The organism is Vibrio sp. 10N.261.51.C6 (assembly GCF_041471785.1).
GTDB lineage: Bacteria > Pseudomonadota > Gammaproteobacteria > Enterobacterales > Vibrionaceae > Vibrio > Vibrio crassostreae_C.
Window position 1 is genome coordinate 1 of the sequence record NZ_JBFRPB010000004.1, and the last position, 26,956, is coordinate 26,956.

General features: G+C 44.1%; 26 protein-coding genes and 1 pseudogene. 11 read left to right on the forward strand and 16 right to left on the reverse strand.

What is annotated here, in order from left to right:
• Positions 1–126 precede the first annotated feature (126 nt).
• Positions 127–1,002, reverse strand: coding sequence for a LysR family transcriptional regulator (locus AB4375_RS00025; RefSeq protein ID WP_017062344.1), 876 nt, complete (start codon positions 1,000–1,002; stop codon positions 127–129).
• Positions 1,003–1,230: 228 nt separating this feature from the next.
• On the opposite strand from AB4375_RS00025, the gene AB4375_RS00030 reads away from it, so the two are divergent.
• The 7 genes from AB4375_RS00030 to recR all read left to right on the forward strand — a co-directional run bounded on the left by AB4375_RS00030 (position 1,231) and on the right by recR (position 7,168).
• Positions 1,231–2,334: a response regulator gene (locus AB4375_RS00030; RefSeq protein WP_372050825.1), complete on the forward strand. Its 1,104-nt coding sequence runs from the start codon at positions 1,231–1,233 to the stop codon at positions 2,332–2,334.
• Between the two features lie 148 nt (positions 2,335–2,482).
• Positions 2,483–2,620, forward strand: a complete 138-nt coding sequence (locus AB4375_RS00035; RefSeq protein WP_017067606.1) for a hypothetical protein — start codon at positions 2,483–2,485, stop codon at positions 2,618–2,620.
• Between the two features lie 74 nt (positions 2,621–2,694).
• Entirely contained in the window at positions 2,695–3,066 is a 372-nt protein-coding gene (locus AB4375_RS00040) for a YbaN family protein (RefSeq protein WP_029225617.1), read from the forward strand.
• Positions 3,067–3,227: 161 nt separating this feature from the next.
• Positions 3,228–3,773 (forward strand): adenine phosphoribosyltransferase, encoded by a 546-nt coding sequence (apt, locus tag AB4375_RS00045; protein ID WP_017070315.1) that lies wholly within the window; start codon positions 3,228–3,230, stop codon positions 3,771–3,773.
• 18 nt (positions 3,774–3,791) lie between these two features.
• Positions 3,792–6,008, forward strand: coding sequence for a DNA polymerase III subunit gamma/tau (gene dnaX / locus AB4375_RS00050; RefSeq protein WP_372050826.1), 2,217 nt, complete (start codon positions 3,792–3,794; stop codon positions 6,006–6,008).
• 152 nt (positions 6,009–6,160) lie between these two features.
• A complete protein-coding gene (locus AB4375_RS00055) occupies positions 6,161–6,490 on the forward strand; it encodes a YbaB/EbfC family nucleoid-associated protein (RefSeq protein ID WP_017062338.1) in 330 nt (109 codons plus the stop codon).
• A 78-nt stretch (positions 6,491–6,568) separates the two neighbouring features.
• Positions 6,569–7,168 carry a recombination mediator RecR gene (gene recR / locus AB4375_RS00060; RefSeq protein WP_019823189.1) on the forward strand — a complete coding sequence of 200 codons (600 nt, stop codon included), beginning with the start codon at positions 6,569–6,571 and terminating at the stop codon, positions 7,166–7,168.
• Positions 7,169–7,234: 66 nt separating this feature from the next.
• On the opposite strand, the gene aqpZ is transcribed toward recR, so the two are convergent.
• From aqpZ to AB4375_RS00085, 5 genes are all read right to left on the reverse strand, one after another.
• Positions 7,235–7,924, reverse strand: a complete 690-nt coding sequence (gene aqpZ / locus AB4375_RS00065; RefSeq protein WP_017059390.1) for an aquaporin Z — start codon at positions 7,922–7,924, stop codon at positions 7,235–7,237.
• 242 nt (positions 7,925–8,166) lie between these two features.
• Positions 8,167–8,973, reverse strand: coding sequence for an endonuclease/exonuclease/phosphatase family protein (locus tag AB4375_RS00070; RefSeq protein ID WP_372050827.1), 807 nt, complete (start codon positions 8,971–8,973; stop codon positions 8,167–8,169).
• A gap of 79 nt (positions 8,974–9,052) precedes the next feature.
• Positions 9,053–10,681, reverse strand: a complete 1,629-nt coding sequence (locus AB4375_RS00075; protein WP_372050828.1) for a PTS transporter subunit IIBC — start codon at positions 10,679–10,681, stop codon at positions 9,053–9,055.
• A 59-nt stretch (positions 10,682–10,740) separates the two neighbouring features.
• On the reverse strand, positions 10,741–12,474 hold the full coding sequence (locus tag AB4375_RS00080; protein WP_102320046.1) for an alpha-glucosidase: 1,734 nt from the start codon (positions 12,472–12,474) through the stop codon (positions 10,741–10,743).
• Between the two features lie 68 nt (positions 12,475–12,542).
• On the reverse strand, positions 12,543–13,508 hold the full coding sequence (locus tag AB4375_RS00085; RefSeq protein WP_017070321.1) for a LacI family DNA-binding transcriptional regulator: 966 nt from the start codon (positions 13,506–13,508) through the stop codon (positions 12,543–12,545).
• Between the two features lie 140 nt (positions 13,509–13,648).
• On the opposite strand from AB4375_RS00085, the pseudogene AB4375_RS00090 reads away from it, so the two are divergent.
• Positions 13,649–13,990 (forward strand): annotated as a pseudogene (locus AB4375_RS00090) (DDE-type integrase/transposase/recombinase); the annotation flags it as partial.
• A 20-nt stretch (positions 13,991–14,010) separates the two neighbouring features.
• On the opposite strand, the gene AB4375_RS00095 reads toward AB4375_RS00090, so the two are convergent.
• Positions 14,011–14,259: a YkgJ family cysteine cluster protein gene (locus tag AB4375_RS00095; protein ID WP_248389634.1), complete on the reverse strand. Its 249-nt coding sequence runs from the start codon at positions 14,257–14,259 to the stop codon at positions 14,011–14,013.
• 159 nt (positions 14,260–14,418) lie between these two features.
• Between AB4375_RS00095 and AB4375_RS00100 the strand changes: the two genes are divergently transcribed.
• Complete coding sequence (locus tag AB4375_RS00100) at positions 14,419–14,856, forward strand: YcgN family cysteine cluster protein (RefSeq protein ID WP_372050830.1); 438 nt, start codon at positions 14,419–14,421, stop codon at positions 14,854–14,856.
• Positions 14,857–14,962: 106 nt separating this feature from the next.
• On the opposite strand, the gene AB4375_RS00105 is transcribed toward AB4375_RS00100, so the two are convergent.
• The 6 genes from AB4375_RS00105 to gap form a co-directional block, all read right to left on the reverse strand.
• Positions 14,963–16,849 carry a BCCT family transporter gene (locus AB4375_RS00105; RefSeq protein WP_017063436.1) on the reverse strand — a complete coding sequence of 629 codons (1,887 nt, stop codon included), beginning with the start codon at positions 16,847–16,849 and terminating at the stop codon, positions 14,963–14,965.
• Positions 16,850–16,971: 122 nt separating this feature from the next.
• Positions 16,972–17,325 carry a hypothetical protein gene (locus AB4375_RS00110; protein WP_017070323.1) on the reverse strand — a complete coding sequence of 118 codons (354 nt, stop codon included), beginning with the start codon at positions 17,323–17,325 and terminating at the stop codon, positions 16,972–16,974.
• 276 nt (positions 17,326–17,601) lie between these two features.
• A complete protein-coding gene (locus AB4375_RS00115; RefSeq protein WP_372050832.1) occupies positions 17,602–18,555 on the reverse strand; it encodes a ChaN family lipoprotein in 954 nt (317 codons plus the stop codon).
• A gap of 75 nt (positions 18,556–18,630) precedes the next feature.
• The gene (rlmA, locus tag AB4375_RS00120; RefSeq protein ID WP_017059384.1) at positions 18,631–19,446 is read right to left on the reverse strand and encodes a 23S rRNA (guanine(745)-N(1))-methyltransferase; all 816 of its coding nucleotides are present in this window, start codon (positions 19,444–19,446) and stop codon (positions 18,631–18,633) included.
• Positions 19,447–19,556: 110 nt separating this feature from the next.
• Entirely contained in the window at positions 19,557–20,441 is an 885-nt protein-coding gene (locus AB4375_RS00125) for a D-hexose-6-phosphate mutarotase (RefSeq protein WP_372050834.1), read from the reverse strand.
• Positions 20,442–20,683: 242 nt separating this feature from the next.
• Positions 20,684–21,679: a type I glyceraldehyde-3-phosphate dehydrogenase gene (gene gap / locus AB4375_RS00130; RefSeq protein ID WP_017059382.1), complete on the reverse strand. Its 996-nt coding sequence runs from the start codon at positions 21,677–21,679 to the stop codon at positions 20,684–20,686.
• Between the two features lie 319 nt (positions 21,680–21,998).
• Between gap and msrB the strand changes: the two genes are divergently transcribed.
• Entirely contained in the window at positions 21,999–22,436 is a 438-nt protein-coding gene (gene msrB / locus AB4375_RS00135; protein WP_080582205.1) for a peptide-methionine (R)-S-oxide reductase MsrB, read from the forward strand.
• Between the two features lie 175 nt (positions 22,437–22,611).
• Here msrB and AB4375_RS00140 read toward each other — a convergent pair whose 3' ends face one another.
• On the reverse strand, positions 22,612–23,418 hold the full coding sequence (locus tag AB4375_RS00140; protein WP_372050842.1) for a DUF2989 domain-containing protein: 807 nt from the start codon (positions 23,416–23,418) through the stop codon (positions 22,612–22,614).
• Between the two features lie 113 nt (positions 23,419–23,531).
• Here AB4375_RS00140 and AB4375_RS00145 point away from each other — a divergent pair, with 113 nt between their 5' ends.
• Complete coding sequence (locus AB4375_RS00145; RefSeq protein ID WP_010437067.1) at positions 23,532–23,813, forward strand: YeaC family protein; 282 nt, start codon at positions 23,532–23,534, stop codon at positions 23,811–23,813.
• Between the two features lie 143 nt (positions 23,814–23,956).
• Here AB4375_RS00145 and ansA read toward each other — a convergent pair whose 3' ends face one another.
• A complete protein-coding gene (gene ansA, locus AB4375_RS00150; protein WP_017063439.1) occupies positions 23,957–24,973 on the reverse strand; it encodes an asparaginase in 1,017 nt (338 codons plus the stop codon).
• A 118-nt stretch (positions 24,974–25,091) separates the two neighbouring features.
• The gene (gene sppA / locus AB4375_RS00155; protein WP_029235699.1) at positions 25,092–26,942 is read right to left on the reverse strand and encodes a signal peptide peptidase SppA; all 1,851 of its coding nucleotides are present in this window, start codon (positions 26,940–26,942) and stop codon (positions 25,092–25,094) included.
• Positions 26,943–26,956: the final 14 nt, after the last annotated feature.

Consider the following 26,956-nt stretch of genomic DNA (forward strand, 5'->3'; position numbering starts at 1 on the left):
TGGGTTCATGGGGCGGATACGCTTAACTAGCGTTTCGTTAGTCATACAGAGTTTCGCTAGCGATACAGAAAATAAAAAACCAGAGCATCGGCTCTGGTTTTTTGTTTATAGAGAAGGGGATTGACCTTAATGAATGTGGTATGCGATCACAAAATCAATAAACAATCTCACTTTCTCTGGTAGATGGTCTTTGTGGTTATAAAGCATGTAAATATCACGAGGGTTAGCGCTCCAGTCTTCTAAAACTTGCACTAAGCTGCCATCTTCAATGTATTCACGAATCATCACGTCAGGCATCAGGGTGATACCTAGGCCTTCTGAGCACGCTTGTCTTACGACATTAAGCGCATTGGCGTTGAAACGGCCTTTCTCGCTATTCACCACCGTCTCTTCATTCGAATTACTCAGCTGCCACTTAATTAGCGGGTAGCCTTTGAGTAGCGAATGGTTCGCTAGCTCTTCAGCATGGCTTGGAGCTGGGTTCTTCGCTAAGTACTCAGGGCTCGCGATAAGAATATCTTTGACTTCACTGATTTTTCGAGCGATTAGGCTTGAATCACGCTGAGGGCCGACTCGGAAAATTACGTCCCACTCCGTTGGATCCAGCTGATCCGCTTGGTTGTTCATCATCAGCTCAATATTGATATCAGGGTATTGAATCATGAATTCACTGAACATTGGCATCATCATGCGCTTGGTCAGGTTTGAGGGTGCCGTAATACGAATCTTACCGGAAGCGCCTTTGCACACGTCAGTTAACTCTTCTGCAGTAGAAGAGAGACGTTGCAACAGCGGAGAGCATTCATTGAAGAAACGTTCGCCTGCCTCTGTTAAAGAAAGTTTACGCGCGTGTCTATTGAGAAGCCTAAGGTTCAAAGAATCTTCTAAGGCTTGGATGCGTCGTGTGATGGTCGCAACCGGAATCATAGTCTTGCGCGATGTTGCGGTGTAGCTCCCATTTTCAACGACGAGTCGAAAGAGGTTTAAATCATCTAATTTCATAAATCCAGACACATTTGTTTACAATCTCATCTAATTTATACGTAACAGTGAGATCAATGTTTGCGTTACGTCAACTCGTTGCACTATTTACAAGTATTCCAACCCTCGTCACGAATTACCAGTAAAGAGTGCAAATTTGTGTATTTAGCATTTTATTACTAAGTTTTATATTAGTTCTTAGAACAGATAACAATAATAATTCGACTTAGTTTTGTGAGGTTATAGATTATGTACAAAACTCACAGTCAGCCAGTAATGACCTCGGCTCAGGAAGTAATTAACCAAAAATGCGTGATGTTGGTTGATGATGATCCTATTTTTCGCCGTATAACCAGCGCGTACCTAGACAAGGTAGGTTATAAAGTGGTTGAGGCTGAAAATGGACTGGACGCTTTGCAGAAACTTAGAGACTCAGCGCCAGATTTAATTGTGTGTGACTTATCAATGCCAATACTTGATGGCATAGAGCTTGTGGAAGAGCTCAGTTTAGAGTACCCGTCACTGCCTATGATCGTTGTGTCTGGCACTGATGATATGTCTGACGTGGCGAAAGCCTTGCGATTTGGTATTAAAGACTTCTTGGCGAAGCCGTTAGAGGATCACCGTCACCTAGGAAGTGCGATTGCGAATACATTGACAGATTCGTTCGATAACATTTCAGACCAACGAGATTTTTCGAGCCAATGGTTCTGTGTGGATGATGGGGGAGAGATCCCTGAAGACCAAGAACTGCATTGGCACCTGAATTACCTTCAAGATAACCCAAGCGCAGCAAAAGACTTACTGCATGCGCTGCTTCCAGAGAAAGATACGCGACAAGGCTCATGGCGTTGCAGTTACCGGTTACTGCAATCAACAGAGATGATGCCACTTGTGTTTGACTATGCGTGGATGATGAACGGGCAGTTTGCTTTTTACCTCGTCGATTCATCGTCGTCTGATAATGGCGGCTCCGCGACAACATTGTTAGTGAGAGCGCTGTTCCACGATTTCATAAGAAACAGAAAAGATTTTAATGTTGATCTCAAAGATATTGCTGAAATCTTAGAGAAGGGGATTCGTTGCTCTAAATGCTCCACCCCAGTGAATGCCTTGTTTGGTGTTGCTGACCTTGCCGAGGGAACCATCTCCATTTTGCCTGCGGGTCTAGACGGGCAATGGTCGAATGGTGAATTGAATCAATATATTGCAGCAGGTGAGCGCTTGGGTGAGAACTGCAAGAAGAACTTTATTACGCGGGACCTTCCGATCGAACAGGGCTGCCAACTGTCGTTGAGCCTACTTGGAGCGGCAAGTTTTAGTTTAGACATACACCAAGGGTCTACTGATTAACCCTATATTTCCTCGGTTTTTGTGAATAATTGATTAAGGTATAGTTGCGCAAATGGTGTGGCTATGCCTTTTTTGTTAAATGTCGATTTAGCAAAGCGGGTTTGGTTCGCCGGATACTTACCTTCACTAACAAAAACAAGAAGCAATCATGGCAGATAACAAAGACTTTCAAGACCCGTTTAATGTATTCTACTTTTTAGGATTTTTAGCCGCATTTTTAATGATTCCATTGCTACCAGCAACACTTACGTTGATCCGTGTATTCAATGGTTACGCAACATTCTAGTTAAGCTGTCGTCGCCGATTGGTGATAGCTAACTCAAGGAGGCCACAATTAGCGTTCGAGTTTTAAGCCTCAATATTGCTGGTGGCCTTTGTATATTTCTCGCAGTTCTAGGGATAGTTTTGCCCGTTCTGCCAACCACTCCTTTTCTCCTTCTTGCCAGCGCATGCTTCATGCGAAGCAATCCGAAAGTTCATAAATGGATGCATGAGCACAAAACGCTGGGTCCTTTGCTGAACAATTGGTATCAACACGGTGCCGTCACCAAACAAGTTAAAACGCGTGGCGTATTCTTTATCTTGTTGAGTTTTGCGTTATCCATCTACTTTGCCCCTATCATTTGGGTCAAGGCTTTCCTAATTTGTGTACTTGTTATTCTTCTCACATGGTTTATGCGACTTCCAACCCATGAGTTGGTTGCTGACAGCAAAGAAAATCACTACCATTAAGCCAGTGTGCCTGCTTGTATAGCGGGCGTTTATTATTTCAGCAATCAGAGTTATGACTCTCGTTGCAATGAATACCAATCGTACCTTTCCTTAATTCCGAGCGTTGATGTTTGATTCGTTAACGAGAGTTTGGAAAGCGGCCTAATGAAGTGCATAAGATTATGAACACAGAAAAAATCTCTCTGATCAAAGCAAGCATCAAAAGCATTCCTGATTACCCTAAAGCGGGTATTTTGTTCCGTGACGTAACAAGCTTGATGGAAGATCCAGTAGCTTACAAAGCGACTATCGACCTGCTAGCGGAAACATACAAGGACATGGGCTTTACTAAGATCGTTGGTACTGAAGCTCGTGGTTTCCTATTTGGTGCGCCTTTGGCACTTGAGCTAGGTGTTGGCTTCATTCCTGTTCGTAAGCCGGGCAAGCTGCCTCGTCAAACTGTGGCACAATCTTATGAGCTTGAGTACGGCACCGACACTCTAGAAATCCATACTGATGCTATCGTTGAAGGCGATAAAGTGTTGATGGTTGATGATTTGCTAGCAACGGGCGGTACGATTGAAGCAACAACAAAGTTGATTCGTCAGCTTGGTGGTATGGTAGAACACGCTGCATTTGTTATTAACCTTCCAGAAATCGGTGGTGACAAGCGCTTACAAGGCTTAGGTCTAGAAGTGTTTAGCATCTGCGAATTCGACGGTCATTAATCCTTTTCGGAATTATTCATGAGCTATCTTGCGTTAGCGCGAAAATGGCGACCAACCAAATTCAAAGAAGTGGTTGGTCAAGCCCATGTTTTAACAGCATTAGAGAATGCCCTTAGCCAGAATAGGTTGCACCACGCATACCTGTTCAGCGGTACACGAGGTGTTGGTAAAACAACCATCGGTCGTTTGTTTGCTAAGGGACTCAACTGTGAAACAGGCATTACCTCAACACCTTGTGGTGAATGTGCAACCTGTAAAGAAATCGATGAAGGTCGCTTTGTTGACCTGCTCGAGATCGATGCGGCATCACGAACTAAGGTAGAAGATACCCGCGAGCTTCTGGACAATGTTCAGTACAAGCCTGCACGTGGTCGCTTCAAGGTTTACCTAATCGATGAAGTCCACATGCTTTCCAGGCACAGCTTTAACGCGCTTCTAAAGACCTTAGAAGAGCCGCCTGAGTATGTGAAATTCTTGCTCGCAACAACGGATCCACAGAAGCTTCCAGTAACGATCTTGTCGCGTTGTTTGCAGTTCCATCTTAAGCCGATCAGCGTTGATAATATTCACGAGCAGCTCGATCATATTCTTGAACAAGAAGATGTGACGTCTGAATCTCGTGCGCTTGGAATGATTGCTCATGCTGCTGATGGCAGTATGCGTGATGCGCTAAGCCTTACAGACCAAGCTATCGCATTGGGTAATGGCAATGTCGTAACAGATACTGTTGCTCACATGCTCGGAACACTGGATACCGACCAAGCTATCCACTTGCTTGAAGCGATTAGCAGTAAGCAGCCACAGCAAGCGATGGCGTGTATCCAAAGCCTTGCTGAGAACGGTGTTGAGTGGGATGGTTTGCTGAATCAGCTTGCGGCCCAACTGCATCGTCTTGCGATGTTCCAAGCTTTGCCATCTACATTAGATAAGGCACAGCCTGACGCTGAGAAGCTTGAACTACTGAGCAAAGCGCTTAGCCCACAAGACATTCAACTCTACTACCAGATCGTATTGAAAGGTCGTGAAGACTTACCATTGTCGCCAACCGCTCGCGTTGGTATTGAGATGGTGGTTTTACGCATGTTGGCATTTAGACCAGCTGAACAAGCGGTTGCTAAGGCAATCTCGACTCAGTCGGCAAGCCCAGCGCCAGTTCCAGCAGCTCAAGCTCAGAACGTTGCTCAGTCAGTGAGTCAACCTGCGCCAATGGCAGCTCCGAGACAGCCTCAGATGCAACAACAGGCGCCTCAACAGCAAGCTATGCAGCAGCCACCCGTGCAACAGACTCCAGCACAGTATTCAGATTCGCAAGGTTACGCTGAACATTCAGGCAACCAAGGTTATCCTGAGCAGGATTACCCGCATAGCCAGTATGACGCGCCTCCTGCTTATGATGAGCGTCCAAGCTACGGTGCAGAGCAGCCTCAGCAGCAACAAACGAATTATCAAAACCAGAGTCCGGTTCAACAGCCAAGCGCTGCACCTTCTGCTCCGCAAGAGCAGCCAGCGCGTGCAACTTCGCCTGTGAGTGGTTTACGCCACCAATTACGTTCTCAACGTAGAGGCAGTTCGGCAACAGAAAACAAAGGCTCGGCGCCAAAAAAGGCTAAAGCGACACCAGCTAAAACTTCAGTTCTTGATCGAGTTGCTCAGCAACACGGTGGTTCTGAGCGGGTGTCGCCAGCTTCTTTATCATCCTCTTCGACAGAAAATGTGACCAACGATAATGAACCTTATCGCTGGAAACCGTCTAAACCTGTAGTGAAAGAGGTGAGCAAAGAGCTTACACCTACTCAGATCAAGCGTGCGTTGGAGCATATTAAGACACCAGAAATGGTCGATAAATTGCTTCAAGAGTCGATTGCTCAAGATGAATGGTCAGCCACGATTCAAAAGCTAGAGACAGCCAAGCTTGTTGAACAGTTAGCATTGAACTCAGTGTTTGCTAAAAACGACACATCAATCACTTTAACGTTAAGAGCGAGCCAAGCTCATTTGAATACCGACCGTGCGCAGAGTGAGCTATTGCAGTCTCTCAATACTGTGCTTGGAGAAGAGTGTCATTTGAGTGTTGAAATCGGTGATGGTGGAGAAACGCCGCTAGAATTACGAGAACGACTGTATCAAGGTAAGTTGAAAGACGCGTTTACCGCTTTAGAAAACGATGCCAACGTACAGTTCATTGAAAGACGTTTTGCCGCTGAACTCGACAGAGACAGCGTTCGTCCTATCTAGAACGTTTTCTTGTTTAGTGACCGGCATATCATCCCAGATAAGCAAATCTGAGAACTGAACATCGAGGGGTTGAATCACACTGTTTTAACCCCCATTTAAGCTCGTATAGCTTAATTAATTTTAATAAACCAATTAGACCAGAGAGTATTAACATGTTTGGTAAAGGCGGTATGGGCAACATGATGAAGCAAGCCCAGCAAATGCAAGAGCGCATGCAAAAGCTTCAAGAAGAAATCGCAAATATGGAAGTTACAGGTGAGTCAGGTGCTGGCCTTGTAAAAGTAACGATCACTGGTAGCCACAGCGTTCGCCGTGTTGATATCGATGAAAGCCTAATGGAAGACGATAAAGAGATGCTTGAAGATCTTATCGCTGCTGCTTTCAACGATGCGGCTCGTCGCGTTGAAGAAACTCAAAAAGAGAAAATGGCTAGCGTAACTGGCGGAATGCAACTTCCACCAGGTATGAAGATGCCTTTCTAAGTAACTTATTCTTAAAGGTTAATTCAGGTGGTGGTTTGTGTTGAACAGGCTATTACTTGAACATTAGAACGGTTAAATATGCGTACCAGTCATATGCTGGAGCATTTGATGGAGGCCTTACGTTGTCTACCTGGGGTTGGCCCCAAGTCGGCGCAGCGTATGGCCTTTCATTTGTTACAGCGCGATAGAAAAGGCGGCCTACAGTTGGCTGAAGCTCTTAGCCAAGCAATGACCGAAATTGGTCACTGTAATGAGTGCCGTACTTTTACTGAAGAAGATACTTGCCACATTTGTACCAATCCTAAACGTCAGGAAAATGGTCAAATCTGTGTAGTAGAGAGCCCTGCAGACATTGCAGCTATCGAAGCAACTGGCCAATATTCAGGCCGTTACTTTGTATTGATGGGTCACCTTTCACCACTTGATGGTATTGGTCCAAGTGACATCGGTCTCGATGTTTTGGACTACCGCCTGCGTCGTGGTGATATCTCGGAAGTAATCCTAGCGACTAACCCAACAGTTGAAGGGGAAGCGACAGCGCATTACATTGCTGAGCTATGTAATGCCCATGAAGTGAACGCAAGCCGTATCGCTCATGGTGTTCCCGTTGGTGGTGAGCTAGAGCTGGTGGATGGCACCACGCTTTCGCACTCCTTACTCGGTCGTCATAAGATCTAAAAAAGCCGCTTGGTGAAGCATCACTAAGCGGCTTTTTCTTTTATTGCTTTAGACGTTTTTCAGCGCTTAATCTGAACCTCTTACCGCTTTGTATATCATCGCGCCAATCACGGCACCAATAATCGGTGCAATCCAGAATAGCCACAATTGCGAAACGGCCCAATCACCGACAAATACAGCCACGCCGGTACTTCGAGCAGGGTTCACAGAGGTGTTGGTTACAGGAATACTGATAAGGTGAATCAAGGTCAAACAGAGACCAATCGCGATAGGTGCAAATCCAGCCGGTGCTTTCGAATCAGTCGCGCCCATAATCACGAATAGGAAAACCATGGTCATGACTACTTCACAAACGAGAGCCGCAGTGAGCGAGTAACCGCCCGGTGAGTGTTCACCATAACCATTGGAAGCAAAGCCAGAGGCAGCTGCATCAAAGCCAGCTTGGCCTGAAGCAATCACAAATAGCACGCCGCCCGCGATAATACCGCCAATCACTTGGGCAATAATATAAGGCGCAACATCCTTGCCATCAAAGCGACCACCACTCCATAGACCGATGGTGACAGCAGGGTTGAGGTGGCAACCGGATATATGACCAATAGCGAAAGCCATAGTGAGTACGGTTAAACCAAAGGCAAGGGAAACTCCGAGTAGACCAATTCCCACATCAGGGAAAGCCGCGGCTAAGACGGCACTACCACAACCGCCTAACACCAACCAAAACGTACCGAACATTTCTGCGATATACTTATTCATAACTATCCTTATTAATCTTTACCAGTATCAATAAGATAGTTTAGATTTCGCAGAAGTGTGAAATCTTGTGTATATAGTTGAAAGAAAGAACAGAGAATCTTATGTAATCACTTCGAACTCGCACTAAAGATCGTTAAGGTCAATCGTATTCTATCGCTATTTTAGCAAGTAAGAGTGACCTGATAATTAGCCGTATTTGTGTCAGTATTCTTTTTATTTAAACTACGATGAGTTGATAAAAATTAAGTAAGTTCTACTTCTACCAACACCCCAAAGTGATCTGATACAACCGGATAAAAATCGTGATTAAAAATTACCTTATGCTGCTTTACCACTACAGGTTGATTACTAAGTACTAAATCAATGCGTAGCGCTTGGCTATTTTGCTCCCAACCATCAATGTTTTTAATGACAGTGGTTCCATCATCTTTGATTTCTGCTCTTTCATAACAATCCATCAAACCGCGTTGTAATACGTAATCATAGCCTTCATTACGTATATGAGCTGGGTTGTTGAAATCGCCTAATAGAAAGCTCAACTCTGTTGGTAAAGTTGCCTTGATTCGGTCGAACTGATCCTCAAATGAGTTCTCTGAGTCATTCCACCAGCCACAATGACAATTATAAAGATTAAAATCACCCTGTTGAGAGGTCACTTTAATACGCACTGCTCGCCGATGTTTCCAAAAGCTCATATCATAGTTATCACTTAAATCAATGACCTCATGTTCGACAATCGGTAGTCGCGTTAAAAATGAGAGCCCCTCTTGATATACTTCATAACTTTGATGAACGAAATCCCACGTAAGTTGGTAGTGATGACCGTATTCCATGAGTTTTTTCTGTAATAAATAACCATAGTTATTCGCCAACACAGTGTGATTGGTTAATATATTGGCATCAACGGCCGGGCTATCTTGATGTTGATTCACTTCCTGTAATGCAACCACATCGCACCCTTGCTCGATAATGGCTTGCGCGACCACATCTAACTTTTCTAGCTGTTTTTCTTCTTGCCAACTGTGGGTATTTAGTGTCATTAACTTCATTATTATTCACTTATTTATTCTAGTGAGATAAAACGCAGCGCAAGGCTGCGTTTCTCGAGGTTATTTGATCTAAAAAGAATTACGCAGGTTGTGCTGAATATTTCTCTATTAACTTAGATTTAATAACATCCACCCCAGGGCCATAAATAACTTGTACACCCTGTTCTTTAATCACAGCACCAAGAGCCCCTGTCGGCTTCCATGACGCATATTCAGCAACCAACTTCGGATCATTAACTGTAATACGCAAGCGAGTCATACAAGCATCAATCTCAGCAATATTGGCACGGCCACCTAAATTCTGAATAATAATGTTCATCTTCTCATCTTCTGACATCGATTCTGAGCTTTCATCCAGGTAGTTACCCATACGACCCGGTGTTGGTAACTTCAATTTCACGATTAGGAAGCGGAACAATCCATAGTTAACCACAAAGAAAACAATAGAAACTAATGCAAAGCGAACCAGATCACCACCGATGCCCGCTGAAACCATCATAGGTATACGAGTGAGTAACTCAATCAAACCAAAGGCATGTACACGTAGGTCCATCACATCGACCAACGCAAATGCAACTCCTGTTAACACAGCATGTGCAACATACAAAACGGGAGCGATAAACATAAACATGAATTCAATAGGCTCAGTCACACCGGTTAATAACACAGCAAGACAGGCAGATAAGAACATTGGCTTATATTGTGCGCGCTTATCACTATCAACACAGTGATACATCGCAAGTCCAATACCAATCAATGAAGAGGCTGCGATAATAACTTGGCCTGCTTTAAAGCGTGCTGGGTGCACCGTATCTAACAGGTATTGGTAAGTTGTCGGATCGCTTAATTTAAGATTATTTAAATCGCTGACCCAAGCAAGCCATAATGGATCTTGACCATAAACACTTGAGCCCGCATTCATCCCAGTCAAAAGCTCATAAGTACCACCCAACTCGGTGTAATTCATTGGAATAGTTAAAGTGTGGTGTAAACCAAATGGCAGTAATAAACGCTCTAACGTACCATACAAGAAAGGAGCAGTGATCGGCGCAGTGTCTTTAGAGGTAGCAATCCATTGACCAAAATCATTAAGCGCACCTTGAATTAAAGGCCATATTACAGATAAACCAAACGCAATAATCAGCGAATAGAAAATAACAACAAAAGGTACAAAACGCTTACCGTTGAAAAATGCTAATGCCTGAGGTAAGCGAGCGAAGTCATGATAGCGGTTAAATAAGTTGGCACCTAAATAGCCAGACATAATACCGATAAACACACCCATATTTAGGGCAGGAGCACCCAAAATATTCGTGAAGAATTGAGAGACAGGTAACTCAGAACCAAATAGGCTCATCACAACCGCTTCTGGGTCACTGAGCATAGCGTTATCCACGCCCAATATAACCCCAGTGATACGGTTGATTAAGATGAAGGCAATTAGCGCGGCAAATGCGCCACCTGCACGCTCTTTTGCCCACGAGCCACCAATCGCGACCGCAAATAATAGGTGAAGGTTAACAATGATCCCCCAACCTATGTTTTCCATTATAGCGCCTAGTGTTTCAATGGCACCAAACCCACCCGCATACATTGCGACCACTTTACCTAGTGATATCATGATACCAGCGGCAGGCATCACCGCGATAACAACGATAAGGGACTTCCCAAATCGTTGCCAAAAATCAAACGATAGTAACTTACTCATAAATAGTTCCTTAATTTAAATACAGGCTAACGTTATCAGCGCCTAGCCATAAATATAATTTAGTGCTTTCTTGCAAATATATACGCGGCATAAGCGGGGGCTATTTGCGTTGTTATAAAATCTGAGCGAACGTGTTCATTGTTAATATTCTGATTATCAAGCATTAACTCGCCTAATTGGGTGCAGTCGATATCAACAACGCTCTCTTGTGGACTTAAATTGGTAATAATGGTCCATGTCATATCTTGAGCAACACGTTGATAAACATAGATATTAGGATCGTTAGCTAGCAGTAATTGATAACGGCCAACCACTAAGCTTTCATGTGACTTGCGCAAAGCAATCAACTGCTTATAGAAACCTAAGATCGAATTTGGATCTTGCTGTTGTTGCTCAACATTGATATCTGCATACTGTTGATTCACCGAGAACCAAGGTTGCACCTCAGAAAAACCGGCAAAATCCTGGTCATTCCATTGCATTGGCAAGCGACTGTGGTCGCGGGATACTTGATTTAACAAGGCTAAGATATCGGCATCGCTCTGACCTTGTTGCGATAGCTTTTGAATTAAATTTCTCGCAGACACATCGTTAAATTCGTCAAGAGAAGTAAACTGATGATTTACCATACCAATCTCTTGGCCCTGATAAATAAATGGAGTTCCTTTCATCAAGAAATAACAACTCGCTAACGCGGTAGCACTGGCATACCTAGAGTTAGGATCGGCAAAAGTATCAATACTACGAGCTTGATCGTGGTTTTCTAAATAAAGCGCATTCCAGCCTTTACCTTCTAAGGCATCTTGCCAACGCGATAAAATGCGTTTGAACGCCACGAGATCGAAATTCTCGTTGCTTTGTTCTTCCGACCATAGCTTCATGTGTTCAAACTGAAAAATCATGTTAAAAACACCACCTTGATCGTGCTCGGTCGCTTCAGCAACCCAAGGCAATGCGTTGTCGGCCGTCACCCCATTGGCCTCACCAACGGTCACGATATCAAAAGGCGAAAACGCCTGCTCTTTTAACTCATACAGATGTTTTTCAATCCCTGCCACATTCATATGATAATCGAATGAAGAGACATAGTTTTCACCCTTTGGATTGGGTAAAGAGGGTAAACCAGCTTGTTTTTGAATATGGCTAATTGCATCGACACGGAAACCATCAATACCTCGTTCCAACCACCAATGAATCATTTTAAATAGTGCTTGTTTAACTTCAGGGTTTTCCCAATTAAGATCTGGCTGTTTTTTAGAAAATAGGTGCAAATAATATTGTGCAGTTTTGTCATCATATTCCCATGCACTACCATGAAAAATACTTTCCCAGTTATTTGGTTCGCAAGTCGGCTTTTCAGCTGTAGGCTCACAACCATCACGCCAAATATACCAATCACGCTTAGGGCTATCTTTGTTATCTCGCGATTCGATGAACCATGGATGCTCATCGCTAGTGTGGTTTATCACTAAATCCATAATAATGCGAATGCCACGTTCATGAGCAGCAGTGATTAATTTATCCACATCCTCAAGGGTTCCAAAGTCAGGATGAATCGCTTGATAGTCACTGATATCGTAACCGTTATCATCATTCGGTGATGCGTAGAATGGGCAGATCCATATTAAATCAATGCCCAAATCAGCAAGATAATCTAGCTTAGCAATGATCCCATTGATGTCACCAATACCGTCCTGGTTTGTATCATAAAAACTACGGGGATAAATTTGGTAGGCAGTTGCTTTCTTCCACCACGCGAGTGGTTTTGAGTGTAGATTATTAGCGAGTGTCATCGGTTATACTATGTGTGTTATCGTTAACACATAGTGTTAAATGGAACCTATTTGGACTCAATACAATTTCAGAGAAACTGTGAACTTTCTCTCATTCTTATGTCGAATGTGCCTTCAACGGAACTGAAATCGCGCTTGAGCAATTTTTTGACAGCTTGGTAGCCCACTTGATAGTAGTTAAAAGCGACAGTAGTCAGGCTTGGGACTAACAAATCGCTGTAGTCATAGTCACCCATGCCTACAATCCATAAGTTATGACCAATCTTGAGTTGCTGTTCTTTGGCGCGACGATATAAACGAATAGCAATATTATCGGTGGCACAAAAGTAGACATGATTAGGCTGTAATTGAATTGCCTGGTAGCCGGCTTTGTCCTCCGAGTTGGCTAGAGCTTGTAGTGAAAAATTCAACTCAGGGACGGTGTCAGTAATGGTGGCTTGCATCAACTTAGTACGGCTGGAAAGCATACGCTCATCATAAATATAATGTACGGCTGCCAGCGGTGCCTGCTGTTGTTTTAACTGAGTGATGGTTTGGGAAACGAGTGCTTTAATTGCAGCATGGTCGGGGTAATATAAACAGCAATGGTGAGGGGTGTTTTTACCAATAAATAACACATTGTCTAAGGTTTGATAAAACGTCTCTTCGACACTGTGCTTTGAAGCAATAATAATAGTGCCCAATGCATTTAAGCCATTAAACTCTCTCACAGCTTGGCATTCTGACTCATGGTTAAACCCTGAGGCATGAAAAAGCATTCGTACTTGTGATTCATTGGCAGCCGCCAGTGCCCCTTTAATTACTAAACTAGTTGTATATGACTCAATGCGAGGAGCAACGAAACCAATAATATTAGATTGGCTACGAATGGAACGAGCAAATATATTAGGGGTATAATGATTTTCTTTGACGATAGCATCAATTTTAAGGCGATTTTCAGCCGAGACATAACCGTCATTAAAGTAACGTGACACGGTCATTGTTGAAATTCCAAGCTGTCTTGAAATCTCCGCCATGGTCATTTTTTTACTCATCACATTTTCCTTCCATAATGTATTATTGCCATATTATCCAATATATTGGCTGACAACAAAGTAAATAAAAACGCTACCTGATGATATACACATAGTACTTCAAGTTTATAAGATATTGTCCACTTCTTGACCTGAACTGAATACCCGTAGTTACGGCCTTGCTCGCTCAGGTCTTCAGTGCAACGACTGCTAATTTAAAAATGGGCAGGAGATATCACCGACGTAGCTACAAACAAATATTGGCTATAATTAGTTGCCATTATTGACCTTTATTCAAGGCAAGTTATTGGTTGGTTTATGGGTACGAGAATAAAGGCCTCATTGATCTGTGATGTCTTATCGATGGCTTTATTTCGCCGAGAGTTTCCTGAAACGGTTATTACTCATAGCGAGGTAGTCAGTATTGTTTGAAAGACTATTGAGGCCTCATAAGCACCTATAACCTAAAGCAAAGTATGAGTAGGAAAAGAAATTGCTGGGATATAGAAAAGGGCTAATACGCTTAGGTAATAGCTTCTAACTCGATCAGGTTATCAAGGGCTTCTTGGTCGGTTTTACCACAAATGACAGGGCAAGCTTTGAATTGGTGACATACCTTCGGGCGTGAAGGTTGACCAAATAATTTGCAGAGATCTTGCTCATTTAATTGGATGCAGCGTATCCCAGCAGGCTTACCATTAGGCATTCCAGGAATAGCAGATGTAATACTTGGAGCGATACAGCATGCTCCACAACCTAGGCGACATTCCATCAAATTAAACTCACTAAATAACAGGGTGCGCGATAGTAGCAAAAAATGATGAGAGTGACAGCTGTTGATTGAATCAAAGAATGAACAATTATTATCCTTGAACTTTTTATGGGCTAGCGGTATAACACGCACCCCAGTAAAAGAGTAAGAAGTAATCCTATGGCGAATCCATTTTGGCAAGAAAAGACACTAGAACAGATGACCGAGAATGAGTGGGAATCACTTTGCGACGGTTGTGGTAAGTGCTGCCTACATAAACTAATGGATGAAGATAGCGATGAAGTTTACTACACCAATGTGGCGTGTAGCTGGTTAAACGACAAAACATGTTCGTGTAAAGATTACCCGAACCGCTTCACTTCAGGTGAAGAGTGTTTGAAGCTGACTCGTGACAAGATCGATGAGTTTCACTGGCTACCAGACACTTGTGCTTACCGCCTTTTATCAGAATCTAAGCCGATTCCTGAATGGCACCCGTTGATCACCGGATCAAAAACAGAGATGCATGCAGCAGGTGAAAGCGTTCGTAACAAAGTGGTATACGAAATCGATGTTGTCGATTGGGAAGATCACATCTTGAACCACCCGAACCGCTAGTTAACGAAGACTAGTCAATCACCCGAATAAAAAAAAGGCTCACATTTCTGTGAGCCTTTGTCGTATTTAGGAGGGTCCAAATCAATGGACTGTGTCATGGCTAATGTCAAGCAAGCGGTAAGTCTGCAACCACCTGATTGAACGTGATACGAGCATTCTGAGCTTGCTCAGATAACTCGATCTTTTTCGCTTGTGCGGCACTAAGATTACTCTCGGCCTGCTCAAGTGCTTGTTGTAGGTTCTCTGGTAACTCGTGAGTTTCCATTTGTGAACCTTGTTCTAACACATAAGCGCGAATTTCTTTCTTCACTGCGGCAAGTTCTGTGTAAGCAACACGCTCAAGTTCTGCGGCTTCTTGTGCTGCATCTCTTTCTTTCTCAAACTGAGCCAACGCCATACCTTCAGCAGACCAAGGGTCCATGTCTGGCAGTTCTTCGATGTTGATCGTTGGCTCGATATACGCATCTTGATGGCGTAGGTCGAGGTTAGTCGCACGAACCGCTGAAATCATCAGCATCACAGAGATAGCAAGCAGTGGTAAGCCACCAACAATCGCCGCCGTTTGTAGCGTACTTAGACCGCCTAAGAACATTAGAATCGTTGGTAAGAACGACAGAGTAAATGCCCAGAACATACGGTTCCAGCGCATTGGCTCTTCGGTCACGTTGTTTTGTACAACAGACGCTAGGATGTATGAGATAGAGTCAAATGTTGTTGCCGTGAAAATGATACACAGCATTGTAAATACAGCGATAACCAGCGTGCTCATTGGCAATTGTGCAAGCATCGAGAAGATAGCTTTGGTTGCGCCTTCCGCATTCAAAATGGCAACGACATCTAGCTCACCAGAAAGCTGCAGTGATAGGCCGTAGTTACCTAAGATCATGAAGAACAGGAAACAACCTAGAGAACCAAAGAAGATCGACCCTGACACCATTTGTTTGATGGTTCTGCCGCGAGAGATACGCGCAACAAACAGACCCATACTCGGTGCAAATACTAGCCACCATGCCCAGTAGAAAATCGTCCAGTCTTGTGGGAAGTGAGTGTTTTCGAATGTACCGTAACCACCAAATGGTTCAGCCCACGTTGCCATCACGAAGAAGTTAGACAGTAGACGACCAATTGAGTCTAAGCCTGTTTCTAACATGAAGATTGTTGGACCCGCGATCAGAACGAAAGCCAGTAGACCCATCGCACCCCAGAAGTTGATGTTACTTAGGATCTTGATGCCTTTTTCCAATCCAGCATAAGATGAGTAAGCAAAAATCGCAGTACACACTAAAAGCACCATCACTTGCGTTAGGTTATTTTTAGGTAGACCAAATAGGTGATTTAGACCTTCAGTGATCAGAGGAGCGGCTAAACCTAATGTTGTTGCAGCGCCGCCTAATAGACCGAAAATGAATAGGATATCAACGATCTTTCCTGGTACGCCTTTACTACGGTGTTCACCAAGAACAGGCATTAATGCACTTGAGATCTTTAGAACAGGTTGTTTACGTACGTAGAAGAAGTAAGCGATAGGAATTGCCGGGATTAGGTAGATAGACCATGCGATTGGTCCCCAGTGGAATAGGCCGTAGGTCGCAGCCCAGCGTACTGCTTCTTCACTGCCAGGTTCTAGTTGGAAAGGCGGTGATTGGTAGTAGTAAGCCCACTCAATACAGCCCCAATACAAGATACTTGCACCGATACCGCCACAAAATAGCATGGCAGCCCATGATGCAGTTTTAAACTCAGGCTCTTCATCAGCTTCGCCTAGTTTAATTTGTCCCATATCACTGAATACTACGTACACCATAAATGCACAGGCTGCGAGACCTAGAGCAAGATACAGGAATCCGAGTTGATCAGTCATGAATGTTTTCGCAACCGCAATCCAGTCTGCGCCCTGTGCAGGGAACAAAATGAGCGGGAAAACTATCGTGAGTAGGAGTGCTATAGCACCAAAAAAGGTTGGCTTATCGATAAGCTCAAAAGTGTTTTTCACGAGTATTATTCCATTAAAATGAGAGCGGAATTATGGAATGAACTCGTTTTTTAGACCTAATCGGGTCTATTGTCGTAACGATAAATCGCTTTTATTCTAGAGAATGCGATAGGTTGGCAAGGCTAAATGAGTGCGAGAAGAATACCGCCTACGGTTGCCGCTGCGGACAGGTATTGCCCCGCTGAATAAGAACCATCATCTTCTTCTTCAATCTTATCTGGGTGATCCATACCCAAGGCACCATGAGCGAATGACTCAACTTTATCGGTAACTGTCGCGTTTTCTGCTTCGACTTTCTTCGCTTCTTTATCAATTTCTTTTAGGGCAGATAAGAGTGCTTTGCCTTCATCAGAAAGCCTAACCGTATTTTGCTCAACCTTAAGCGGTTTAGGCTTTTCAGCTTCGTTAGCTGAACTCTTAGCGTTCATCTGCGAAGGCGAATACAGCTGAGTATTACTCGTTCCTACTGGCGTCATATAGCTCTCCTTACCTATCCTTAAATATAGTATCGGCAGAGGTGTGAAAAACTTGTGCAATTAATCATCGATAGTGATGTTTTTTTATTCGCACATTACATTTTCGTCTGCTTGGTTAAATCGTCTATTTACTAAGCAAGTCTTGTGCCGATAAGAATGTTTGATTTTAGATAGAGTTAGGATGAATGACGGGAACGTGATCAAGTTGTGACGATGGGCTAATTATCTAGGATTAGCCCATCGACTCTTTAGCTTAGAAGAGTGGATCAACAGATCCTACTCACACTCTAGGCTAGCACTACGTTTTGACAGATGCTTGTATGCCTTCATTCGGTTCTCTTTCTTTACAAAGCGAGCCGGCGGCGAAAGCACTTCAAGCTGATAATCACCGCTATCCGATGAGATCGCTTCAACCGGGCTGATGATGGCGATTTTTAAATCAGGGTTACGACGTAGAATTGATGCCGCCGTCCCTAAACCACCCTCGGTGTGAAACTTGCCAGCCACGTGAATCACTTGTTTATCAGGGTTTGATGCTAGGTAATCCACAATCGACTCAGCCATGGTTTCGTCCCAGGTAACCTGAGCGGCAAACTGCTTTTCTGTTTGCTCTGGCGTACCGTGATGCATAGAAGCCATGAACTTTTCTTTGTAAGGGCTATCGCCAGTATCCACTTCGGCAGCAATCCATTGGCGTTGCTCGGTCGATAATTGGTCTAGGTAAGGCAATCCTTTACGGCCAATACACTGCACGAATGGCTTTGGTGCATTTGCCGCAATAACATCGACGTCGTTGGCTTTTGCGAACTCAACTAACGCGCGGTAATCACTTTCGTAATTTGGCCAAGCTGCCGCTTGAGACATGAGAATTTGTTCGCCAATTTCGCCGTTTAAGTATTGGTCAAGTGTGGCTTGGTGCTCTCGAGTGAACTGTTCCATTGAAAGCGCAATGTTTGATGTTGCGTTGCGGCGCGCTTTTAAGAAGTCGGTTTGGAAGCGGTGAATGGCAGAATGCGTGTGCCATTCGCCAATTAGAAACACATCAGCGTCAATCAGCTGCTCGGGTAATGCATCGAGAGAAAGTGTTTCGCCTTGTGGAGAAGCGAACTGGTAGTCATAGAATGTGGAAACGGATTCCGTTTGAGCCACTTTTTGAGAAGTGTCTTTTGCAGGTTGACTAGCACAAGCCGTGAGAAGAGTAGCTAATCCGATAAGAATAATACGTTGCATGAAATGCCTCCTTGAAGAACACGCATACTAAAGGAGGCAAGATAAGATTTCAATGCAAACGATAATCAATATCAATTAAATTTGTTTGCGGTACACTCGCAGCATAAAGTCAGCTTCACAGTTGAATTGCTCTGCCTCGGTGAGTTGTAGTTTAAACTCTTCACTCGCCTTCCAAGCAAACGGCGTCATCTGTAGCAGGTCGAATGCATCTGACCCCGATAGTTCCATCATATAGTTTAGTTGCTCTTGATGCTCAAGCGTAAAACCTTCGATCACTTCTGGATCTTCGTCGTGCAAGCGAACGCCATCATAAATTGCATCACGCAGTTGATACAGGTGTCGGCTAGCTGGTGTCACGGTGATCACCACACCATTATCTTTGATGGTGCGTTGTAACTCTTCAGCCTTGCAAGGCGCGTAAATGCGTAGAATTCCGTCTAAGCTGTTTTCAGCAAAGGGTAGGCGATGGCTTGATGCAACTGAGAAGTCGACAGCAGGGTAGCGTTTAGCGGCGTATTTGATAGCAATCTTAGAAATGTCTAGGCCAAAAGTAGCCCCTTTCTTTTCTTGAAGATTCACAGCAATTTCGTTGGTGTAATAACCTTCGCCACAACCAATATCCAATAGGCTAGGCGTCTCTTCTGGTAGATAGCGAGAACACAACGTCACCACCGCTTGGCGCATTGGGTCATAGTGGTTACCTTCAAGGAAGCGACGACGTGCCTGCATCATCTCTTTGTTGTCACCTGGATCTTTTGAGCGTTTGTGGTGCGCAGGCATCAAATTGACGTAGCCTTCTTTCGCTAGGTCGAACTGATGGTTCTTTTCACACTTAAACGTACGATCGTTTTGAGATAAAGGTTGGTGACACAAAGGGCATTGGTAAGTCATGGAGACCTCTAAAGGAGAATAGACAGCGCAAGTGTAACGAGCTAAAACCAAAAAGTAAAAGAGCGACATAAAGCCGCCCAAAATCGTTTTTTATAACTGTATTTATACGGTTATTGGGCACTAATCACAGTGATCAGTTGGTGGTTTTCACCCGGCCGGAGTGTTTTACCGGCTTCTAGGCTTGGTGCGTGCAGTGTTGATTCAACACACAACATGGTTAGGTAACCGTCGTCTTGCATGTCACCCATACCCGCAGCCCCTTCAGCCCAAGGGTTCCACAGTACTGCTGAATTGTGACCGTGATTTTCAACGGTCAGTGTGCGATCAAATTTTTTGTCAGCAACACAGATTTGTGATTCTGGCTGAGTGTAAACGCGATCAATCGTGTCGGTCAGTACCAGTTCAGATCCACCTTGGCAGATCTTGCCACCTTGCAGGCTATCAATGTACTCAGCACCCATACCAGTGGTGGTTGTGTTGTGGATATCGCCAACGTTTAGGTAAGTGTGTAGTGCACCAGAGAAAGTCCATGGCTGAGAATCAGTGTTCTTCACGTCCAGCGTTACTTTTAGTTGTTCGCCGATCTCAACATTCAAGCGAGCATCAAACTGATGAGGCCATACTGCTAGCGTCTCTTCGCTTGGCTTCAGACCTAAGCTAACAATCACGCCAGCTTCGCTTTCACGGTGTTCAACCAATTGCCATTCACTTGAACGGGCAAAACCATGTGCTGGTGCTGCAATGCGACCAAACCAAGGCCAACATACTGGAATACCACCACGCAGAGCCGTTTTACCATCGAACTTAGCTTGTTGGCTCATCCAAATTAGGTCTTCTTGACCTTGCGGTTGGAATGACACCACATGGCCGCCAAACAGTGAAATCGCTGCGTTTGCTTTATCGTGGATAACGCGAACCAGTTTTACACCTTCGTGTTCAACGATAGTGACGTTGTCAGAAAGTACCGCCAGTGCAGGTAGAGTAGATAAATCCATTACATGATCCTTCTAAGGAAATTGAATTCAAATGCTGACTAGAGTGATGCTTGTGTTTTCATGAGTAACAAGCAGAGTCAGTATTAGAATTGAATTTTGCGTTTGGGCTATCTTGATGAGCTTAGACAGACGCGGTTTAAAAGATAGCAGGCATTAAAAAGGCGACACTAAGGTCGCCTTTTTCAAAGTCTGCTCAAAACAGTCTTCGCTAATGCTTATCTAAAGCGATTTCTAAAAAGAAATTACTTAGAGATGTGAGCGATTAGGTCTAGAACTTTGTTTGAGTAACCGATTTCGTTGTCGTACCAAGATACAACTTTAACGAATTTGTCAGTTAGAGCAACACCAGCTTTAGCATCGAATACTGAAGTTTGAACTTCACCGATGAAATCTTGTGATACTACTTGGTCTTCAGTGTAACCAAGAACGCCAGCCATTTCGCCTTCAGAAGCTTCTTTCATTGCAGCACAAATTTCTTCGTAAGATGCAGCTTCTTTTAGGTTAACTGTTAGGTCAACTACAGATACGTTAGCAGTTGGTACACGGAAAGCCATACCAGTTAGAAGGCCGTTTAGTTCTGGAAGAACAACGCCTACAGCTTTAGCAGCACCAGTTGAAGATGGGATGATGTTTTGAGAAGCACCACGGCCACCGCGCCAGTCTTTAGCAGAAGGGCCATCTACAGTTTTTTGAGTTGCTGTAGTAGCGTGAACTGTAGTCATAAGACCAGACTCAATGCCCCACTTATCGTTAAGTACTTTAGCGATAGGTGCAAGACAGTTAGTAGTACAAGAAGCGTTAGAAACGATGTCTTGACCAGCGTAAGATGCTTGGTTAACGCCCATTACGAACATTGGAGTTGCATCTTTAGAAGGACCAGTAAGAACTACTTTCTTAGCGCCAGCAGTGATGTGCTTACGTGCAGTCTCGTCAGTTAGGAAAAGACCAGTTGCTTCAGCAACTACGTCTACGTCGATAGCATCCCACTTAAGGTCTTCTGGGTTACGCTCAGCTGTAACACGTACAGTTTTACCGTTAACGATTAGGTTACCGCCTTCAACTTCAACAGTACCGTTGAAACGGCCGTGAGTTGAGTCGTACTTAAGCATGTATGCCATGTACTCTACGTCGATTAGATCGTTAATACCTACTACTTCGATGTCTGCACGCTCTTGAGCTGCGCGGAATACGAAACGGCCGATACGGCCAAAACCGTTAATACCTACTTTGATAGTCATTGTAGTTGCTCCACAACTTAATTTCTGATTAAAGATAACTGGTAGTAAAATTACAGAATCCAGTATACATCTGCAATAGATAATCCGACTTAACTTGTTTAATGTCAAAAAAAAGCGACGCTTTTCTTAACAATTGGGTGTAAGTGATTGAAAATTGACCATTGCAAGTGGCTCTGTACCCTTCCAGTTGGGTAAAATACCCCTAAATGATGATTCACTTATGAGTGTATATGTACAATGTTTCCTGGTGAGAAAGTATGTGCTACAAAACGACTCATATGCAAGCCTTTATAGAAAAAAGTAAATATAATAACTGAGAATGTGGAGAGATATTAACGTGATTCAAAAGGGAGGAAATATGATAAAGCCTGATGAATACTGGCGTGAGCGCCTAACGGACGACGAATTTTCAGTGTGTCGTGAGCGTGGTACTGAAGCCCCATATAGCGGCAAGTTACTGCACAACCATAAGACTGGCGTCTATAGCTGCACATGCTGTGAAAGCCCTTTGTTTCTGTCGGATAACAAATATGACTCTGGGTGTGGTTGGCCAAGCTTTGATGCCCCAGTGAATGATGAAGCAGTACGCTATATAGAAGATCTAAGTCACGGAATGAAGCGTGTAGAGATCCGTTGTACCGCCTGTGATAGCCATTTAGGTCACGTTTTTCCAGATGGCCCGAAGACCACAGGTGAACGGTTCTGTGTTAATTCAGTGTCGTTAATTTTCAACAAAAATGACGAAAGTACGAAATAACTTGTAACTATTGTCTAATCCTTACAGGTCGCATTTGTCGATTTAGGAAGGCTGAAACGCCCAAGGTTTCAGATTTAACTCTAGTACAAATAAAAACAGCTACTAAAAAGGTAGCTGTTTTTATTTGAAAGCAGGTGAATAACAAGCTTAAGTAAGAACACTATAAATGAAGCGATCAGTAACTCGGGACGATTGAAGGGCTGTAAATTCCATCCTCAATCGCTTCGACGATGTTATCTGCGTCTTTATTTAGCTTCTTATAGGTTGCCTTGTCGAAATGGTACAACACCGTGAGCTCGGCTTCAGAAGCAATCGGCACATCAAACTCTTTGGCAACCATCGCCCAGACATACGCCTTTTCCATATGGCCCAAGCTGTGATTGATGCTGGCCATTGACTTAAAGATCTCTGTATTGACGGCAGAGTTGCTCGACAACGTTAAGGCATTATTAAGCAGCTTAAGTGTTTTAGCATGATCTCTGGTGGTATAGAAGGTTGCTAAGGCATATTGCATCTCAGCTGTGTTTAACGCTTCAGAGCCTTCTAGTTGTAGGAAACTGCGTCTGGCATTGGTGTCCCCAGTTTGCGACCACAAGAAGTAAAGCGTTTCCGGTGTATCAGATTTCGATAGCTCATCAACAATGCGCTCAGACTCTTCGATACTGTGCATTAAAGAGGTAAAGCGACGCTCTTGCAGCTTAGATTGATCGATCGTTTCGATCTGTGCCGCGAGCTCTAGGCACTTTTTGTAGGCAGTGACTAATTCGAATTCTTTAATTTTGTTGATTTCGGTGGGTTGCTTCTGAACTTCAAATCGATGCCAGATGAGGTCGGTACGTGCGACACGACATTGCCCATCGTTCATGTTCAATTGTTCACACTGAAGACCCGGATTGCTTTGGCACAGTTGATCGGTATTTTTGTTCCCTTCAAGACACCCAACCAGAGTGAAAGGCAATAGGCTAATCGCCAACCATTTCATAATTTTCATATTCCTTCACTTGTGATCAGATGCACTTATTATCGGTCAGGTTCTTGACTCAATTCTGTTACGGGTTATTTTCTGGTGAAAATTGTTAAAACTAAGGCTTTACCATGGATGCAGAACAACTTCTTAGCGCAATGACACCCGAGGTCTACGAACGTTTAACCTACGCAGTTGAAACGGGTAAATGGCCAGAAGGTACGGCGCTCTCAAAAGAACAGCGCGACTCGTGTATGCAAGCGGTTATGTTATACCAATCTAAACATAACTCTGAAGCTCAACATATGACAATTGCAGCTGGTGGTGAGATTAGCTTTAAATCTAAGTCTGAACTAAAGAAACAGTTTAAGTCAGATCAAGAAGACATTGTTAGGGTTAACCCGAATCATTAAGCTTAAATTACAACAAAGGGGTGGCAATGTGCCACCCCTTTTAGTTTAACTCGTTTATTTATAAGCAATAAAACGATTTAGTTCACGTTAAGCCGCCGTTACTTTCATAGAATAACTGGCTTTAACGTGAATCCTTGAACAGGTTATAAGCTCATCTCACCGCGCAATACTTGTTGCATCTGAGCCTTCACTTCTTCGTAGCCTAGGTTTTGGCTTAATAGATAATGCAACTTCGCCAGCGCCGCTTCTGGTGTCATATCGTAACCACTCACCACGCCCGCTTCTGCTAGTGCACAACCTGTCGCGTAACCACCCATGTTGACTTTACCAGCCAAACATTGAGTTAGGTTCACCACAATAACACCGCGCTCTGAGGCATCTTTCAGGTGCTGAAGCAGTTCTGGGTTTTGTGGTGCGTTACCCACACCGAAAGTAAGCAGAATCATCGCGTTAACAGGTTGTAATAGCGTGTTACGGATAACTTCGTGTGAGATGCCTGGGTACATTGTGATTACGCCGATAGGTTGCGGAGTAATGTTATGAACCTTGAAAGCACCTTTAGGTTGTTCGTTTACCTTTACGTTATTGCTAAGTTGGATATTGATACCCGCTTCTAGCAATGGATTCAGGTTTGGAGACGTAAACGCATTGAAGCCATCTGCGTGTGATTTTGTGCTGCGGTTACCACGCATCAACTTGTTGTTGAAGAACAGTGTCACTTCGTTGATAGGGTAGTTTGCGGCAATGTGTAGCGCATTCAGCAGGTTTGCTTGTCCGTCTGAACGAAGCTCTGCTAGTGGGATCTGAGAGCCCGTAACAATCACAGGTTTGCCGAGGTTTTCAAGCATGAAAGACAGTGCAGAGGCAGTGTAAGCCATAGTGTCTGTGCCATGCAGGATAACGAAACCATCGTACTTATCGTAGTTCGCGCGAATGTCATCAGCGATAGTCTGCCAATCAAGTGGCGTCATATCTGAAGAGTCCATTAATGGAGAGTATTCGTGAATGGTGTACTTAGGCATCTCTGGGCGATGGAATTCAGGCATGCCAGCTAGCTGCTTATCCATGAAACCTGCGACTGGAACATAGCCGTGGTCAATAGACTTCTGCATGCCAATTGTGCCGCCGGTGTACGCGATATAGATGTGTTTTCTTTCCATGGCGATTAATACTTAGTGTGATGTAGGGAACAGGGGGGCGATTATAGCGAATTATCATGCAATAAAAAGAGGCACCTCACACAGAGGTACCCCTTAGTCATTGAGTTATTGGCTCAACTTATTGAACTTGGCAATTTAAGCAGAAAGCGTATCGGCCTTGTGGGTCGTTAAAGCTGCCTAACAGCTGGCTATCTTGAGCTAACTGCTGAGTAACAGGCTGTAAACTGCTTGGTATCATCGATTGAATATCTAGGCCTATCGACATCTGAACTTGGTTCATAAATTCTTGAATAAATTGTTCAGTGGCCGAAAGTGGCTCTTCTACCCAGTAGATGTTGTAGCTTTCAAGCTCTGCAAGTGAAGCCGCAGCTGCAACCGCATCATCGAAATCACCAATCTCATCGACTAAGCCTTTCTGAATCGCATCTTGACCTGTCCAAACTCGACCTTGAGCAATCTTGTCGACAGCATCGACTTCCAGACCGCGATTTTCTCCAACTAGGCTGATGAATCGGCGGTATCCGTTTTCAATGCCCATTTGGAACGCGTCTTTCGCGCCATCGCTAAGTCCAGTTGTAATACCAAGACCTGAGAAAGGTGAGGTGCCAACGCCATCAGTGTAAACACCAATATCGTTCAACCCTTTTTCGAAGGTGGTGATAACACTGAAGATACCAATTGAACCCGTTAGTGTGGTTGGCTGAGCTAGGATCTTATCCGCACCCATCGAGATCCAGTAACCACCCGAAGCAGCAAGGCTCGACATCGACACAACAACCGGTTTACCCGCTTGCTTGATCGCTTCTATTTCATTACGGATAACTTCAGAAGCAAAGGCACTGCCACCTGGGCTATCGACACGAAGTACAACCGCTTTCACTTTATCGTCGTTACGTGCTTGGCGCAGTAGGGCTGCTGTGGTATCGCCGCCAACGGTGCCACGTGGTTGCTTGCCATCCATAATTGCGCCGCTCGCTACAATCACGGCAACGTCGTGTGATTCACTAGTCATGTTTGGAAGCATGGTTGTACGGTATTCGTAGTAACCAAACGCGTTGTAGCTGTCTTGGCCGTCACTGCCGAAAACATCGGCAAGCTCTAGTCGAACTTGCTGGCGTGTCGCTAGCTCATCCACTAAGCCAAGTTTCTCGGCCAGTTTTGCAATGTCACCGTCCACAGACTCAAGTTCTTTCAAGAAGGTGTCCATGCTTGGGTTCAGTGTCTTAGCGTCTATTTGACGGTTGTTGCTGACGTCATCAACGTACGCACCCCATAGTTGGCTTAACCAACGAGAAGCGGACTCTTTCGCTGCGTCTGACATGTCATCACGAATGAAAGGCTCAATAGCTGACTTATAAGTGCCCACACGGAACACGTGCGTGTTTACGTCTAGTTTCTCTAACAACGTTTTGTAGTAAAGCGAGTAAGCGCTATAGCCTTTAAGAAGAACCCCACCATCTGGTGATAGGAAGACCTTAGTTGCGTAGCTGGCTAGGTAGTATTGGCTTTGGTTGTAAAAGTCACCCACCGCATAAATCGGTTTGCCTGTTGCTTTGAACTCATTCAATGCTTTAGCAATGTAGCGTAGCTTGGTCAGGTTGGTTTCTGGCAGCTCTTTGAGAGCTAAAACGATACCAGTAACCTTGTCATCGTCTTTTGCGTAGCGAATCGTTTCAACGATATCAAACAGGATGTTCTCTTTTGGAAGGTCTTTGCCAAGTAGTGAACCTGTGACCGAATCCATCGGATTGATATAGCGGCTTTGTTCCACAATAGGGCCAGACAGATTAAGCACTAAAGCCGAATCCTGAGGAACCGTCGGTTGAGCCGTATCTGAATGGAAGTACACAAAGTAGATGATGGCGATACTGAGTAAAAAGACTAGGTTAACCAGCGCAAGACGTACAAACGTAATGAGCTTCCAAATCCCTTTAAAGAACATGCCTATAAATTTGAATATTTTTTTCATTCTGTCTCCGCAGT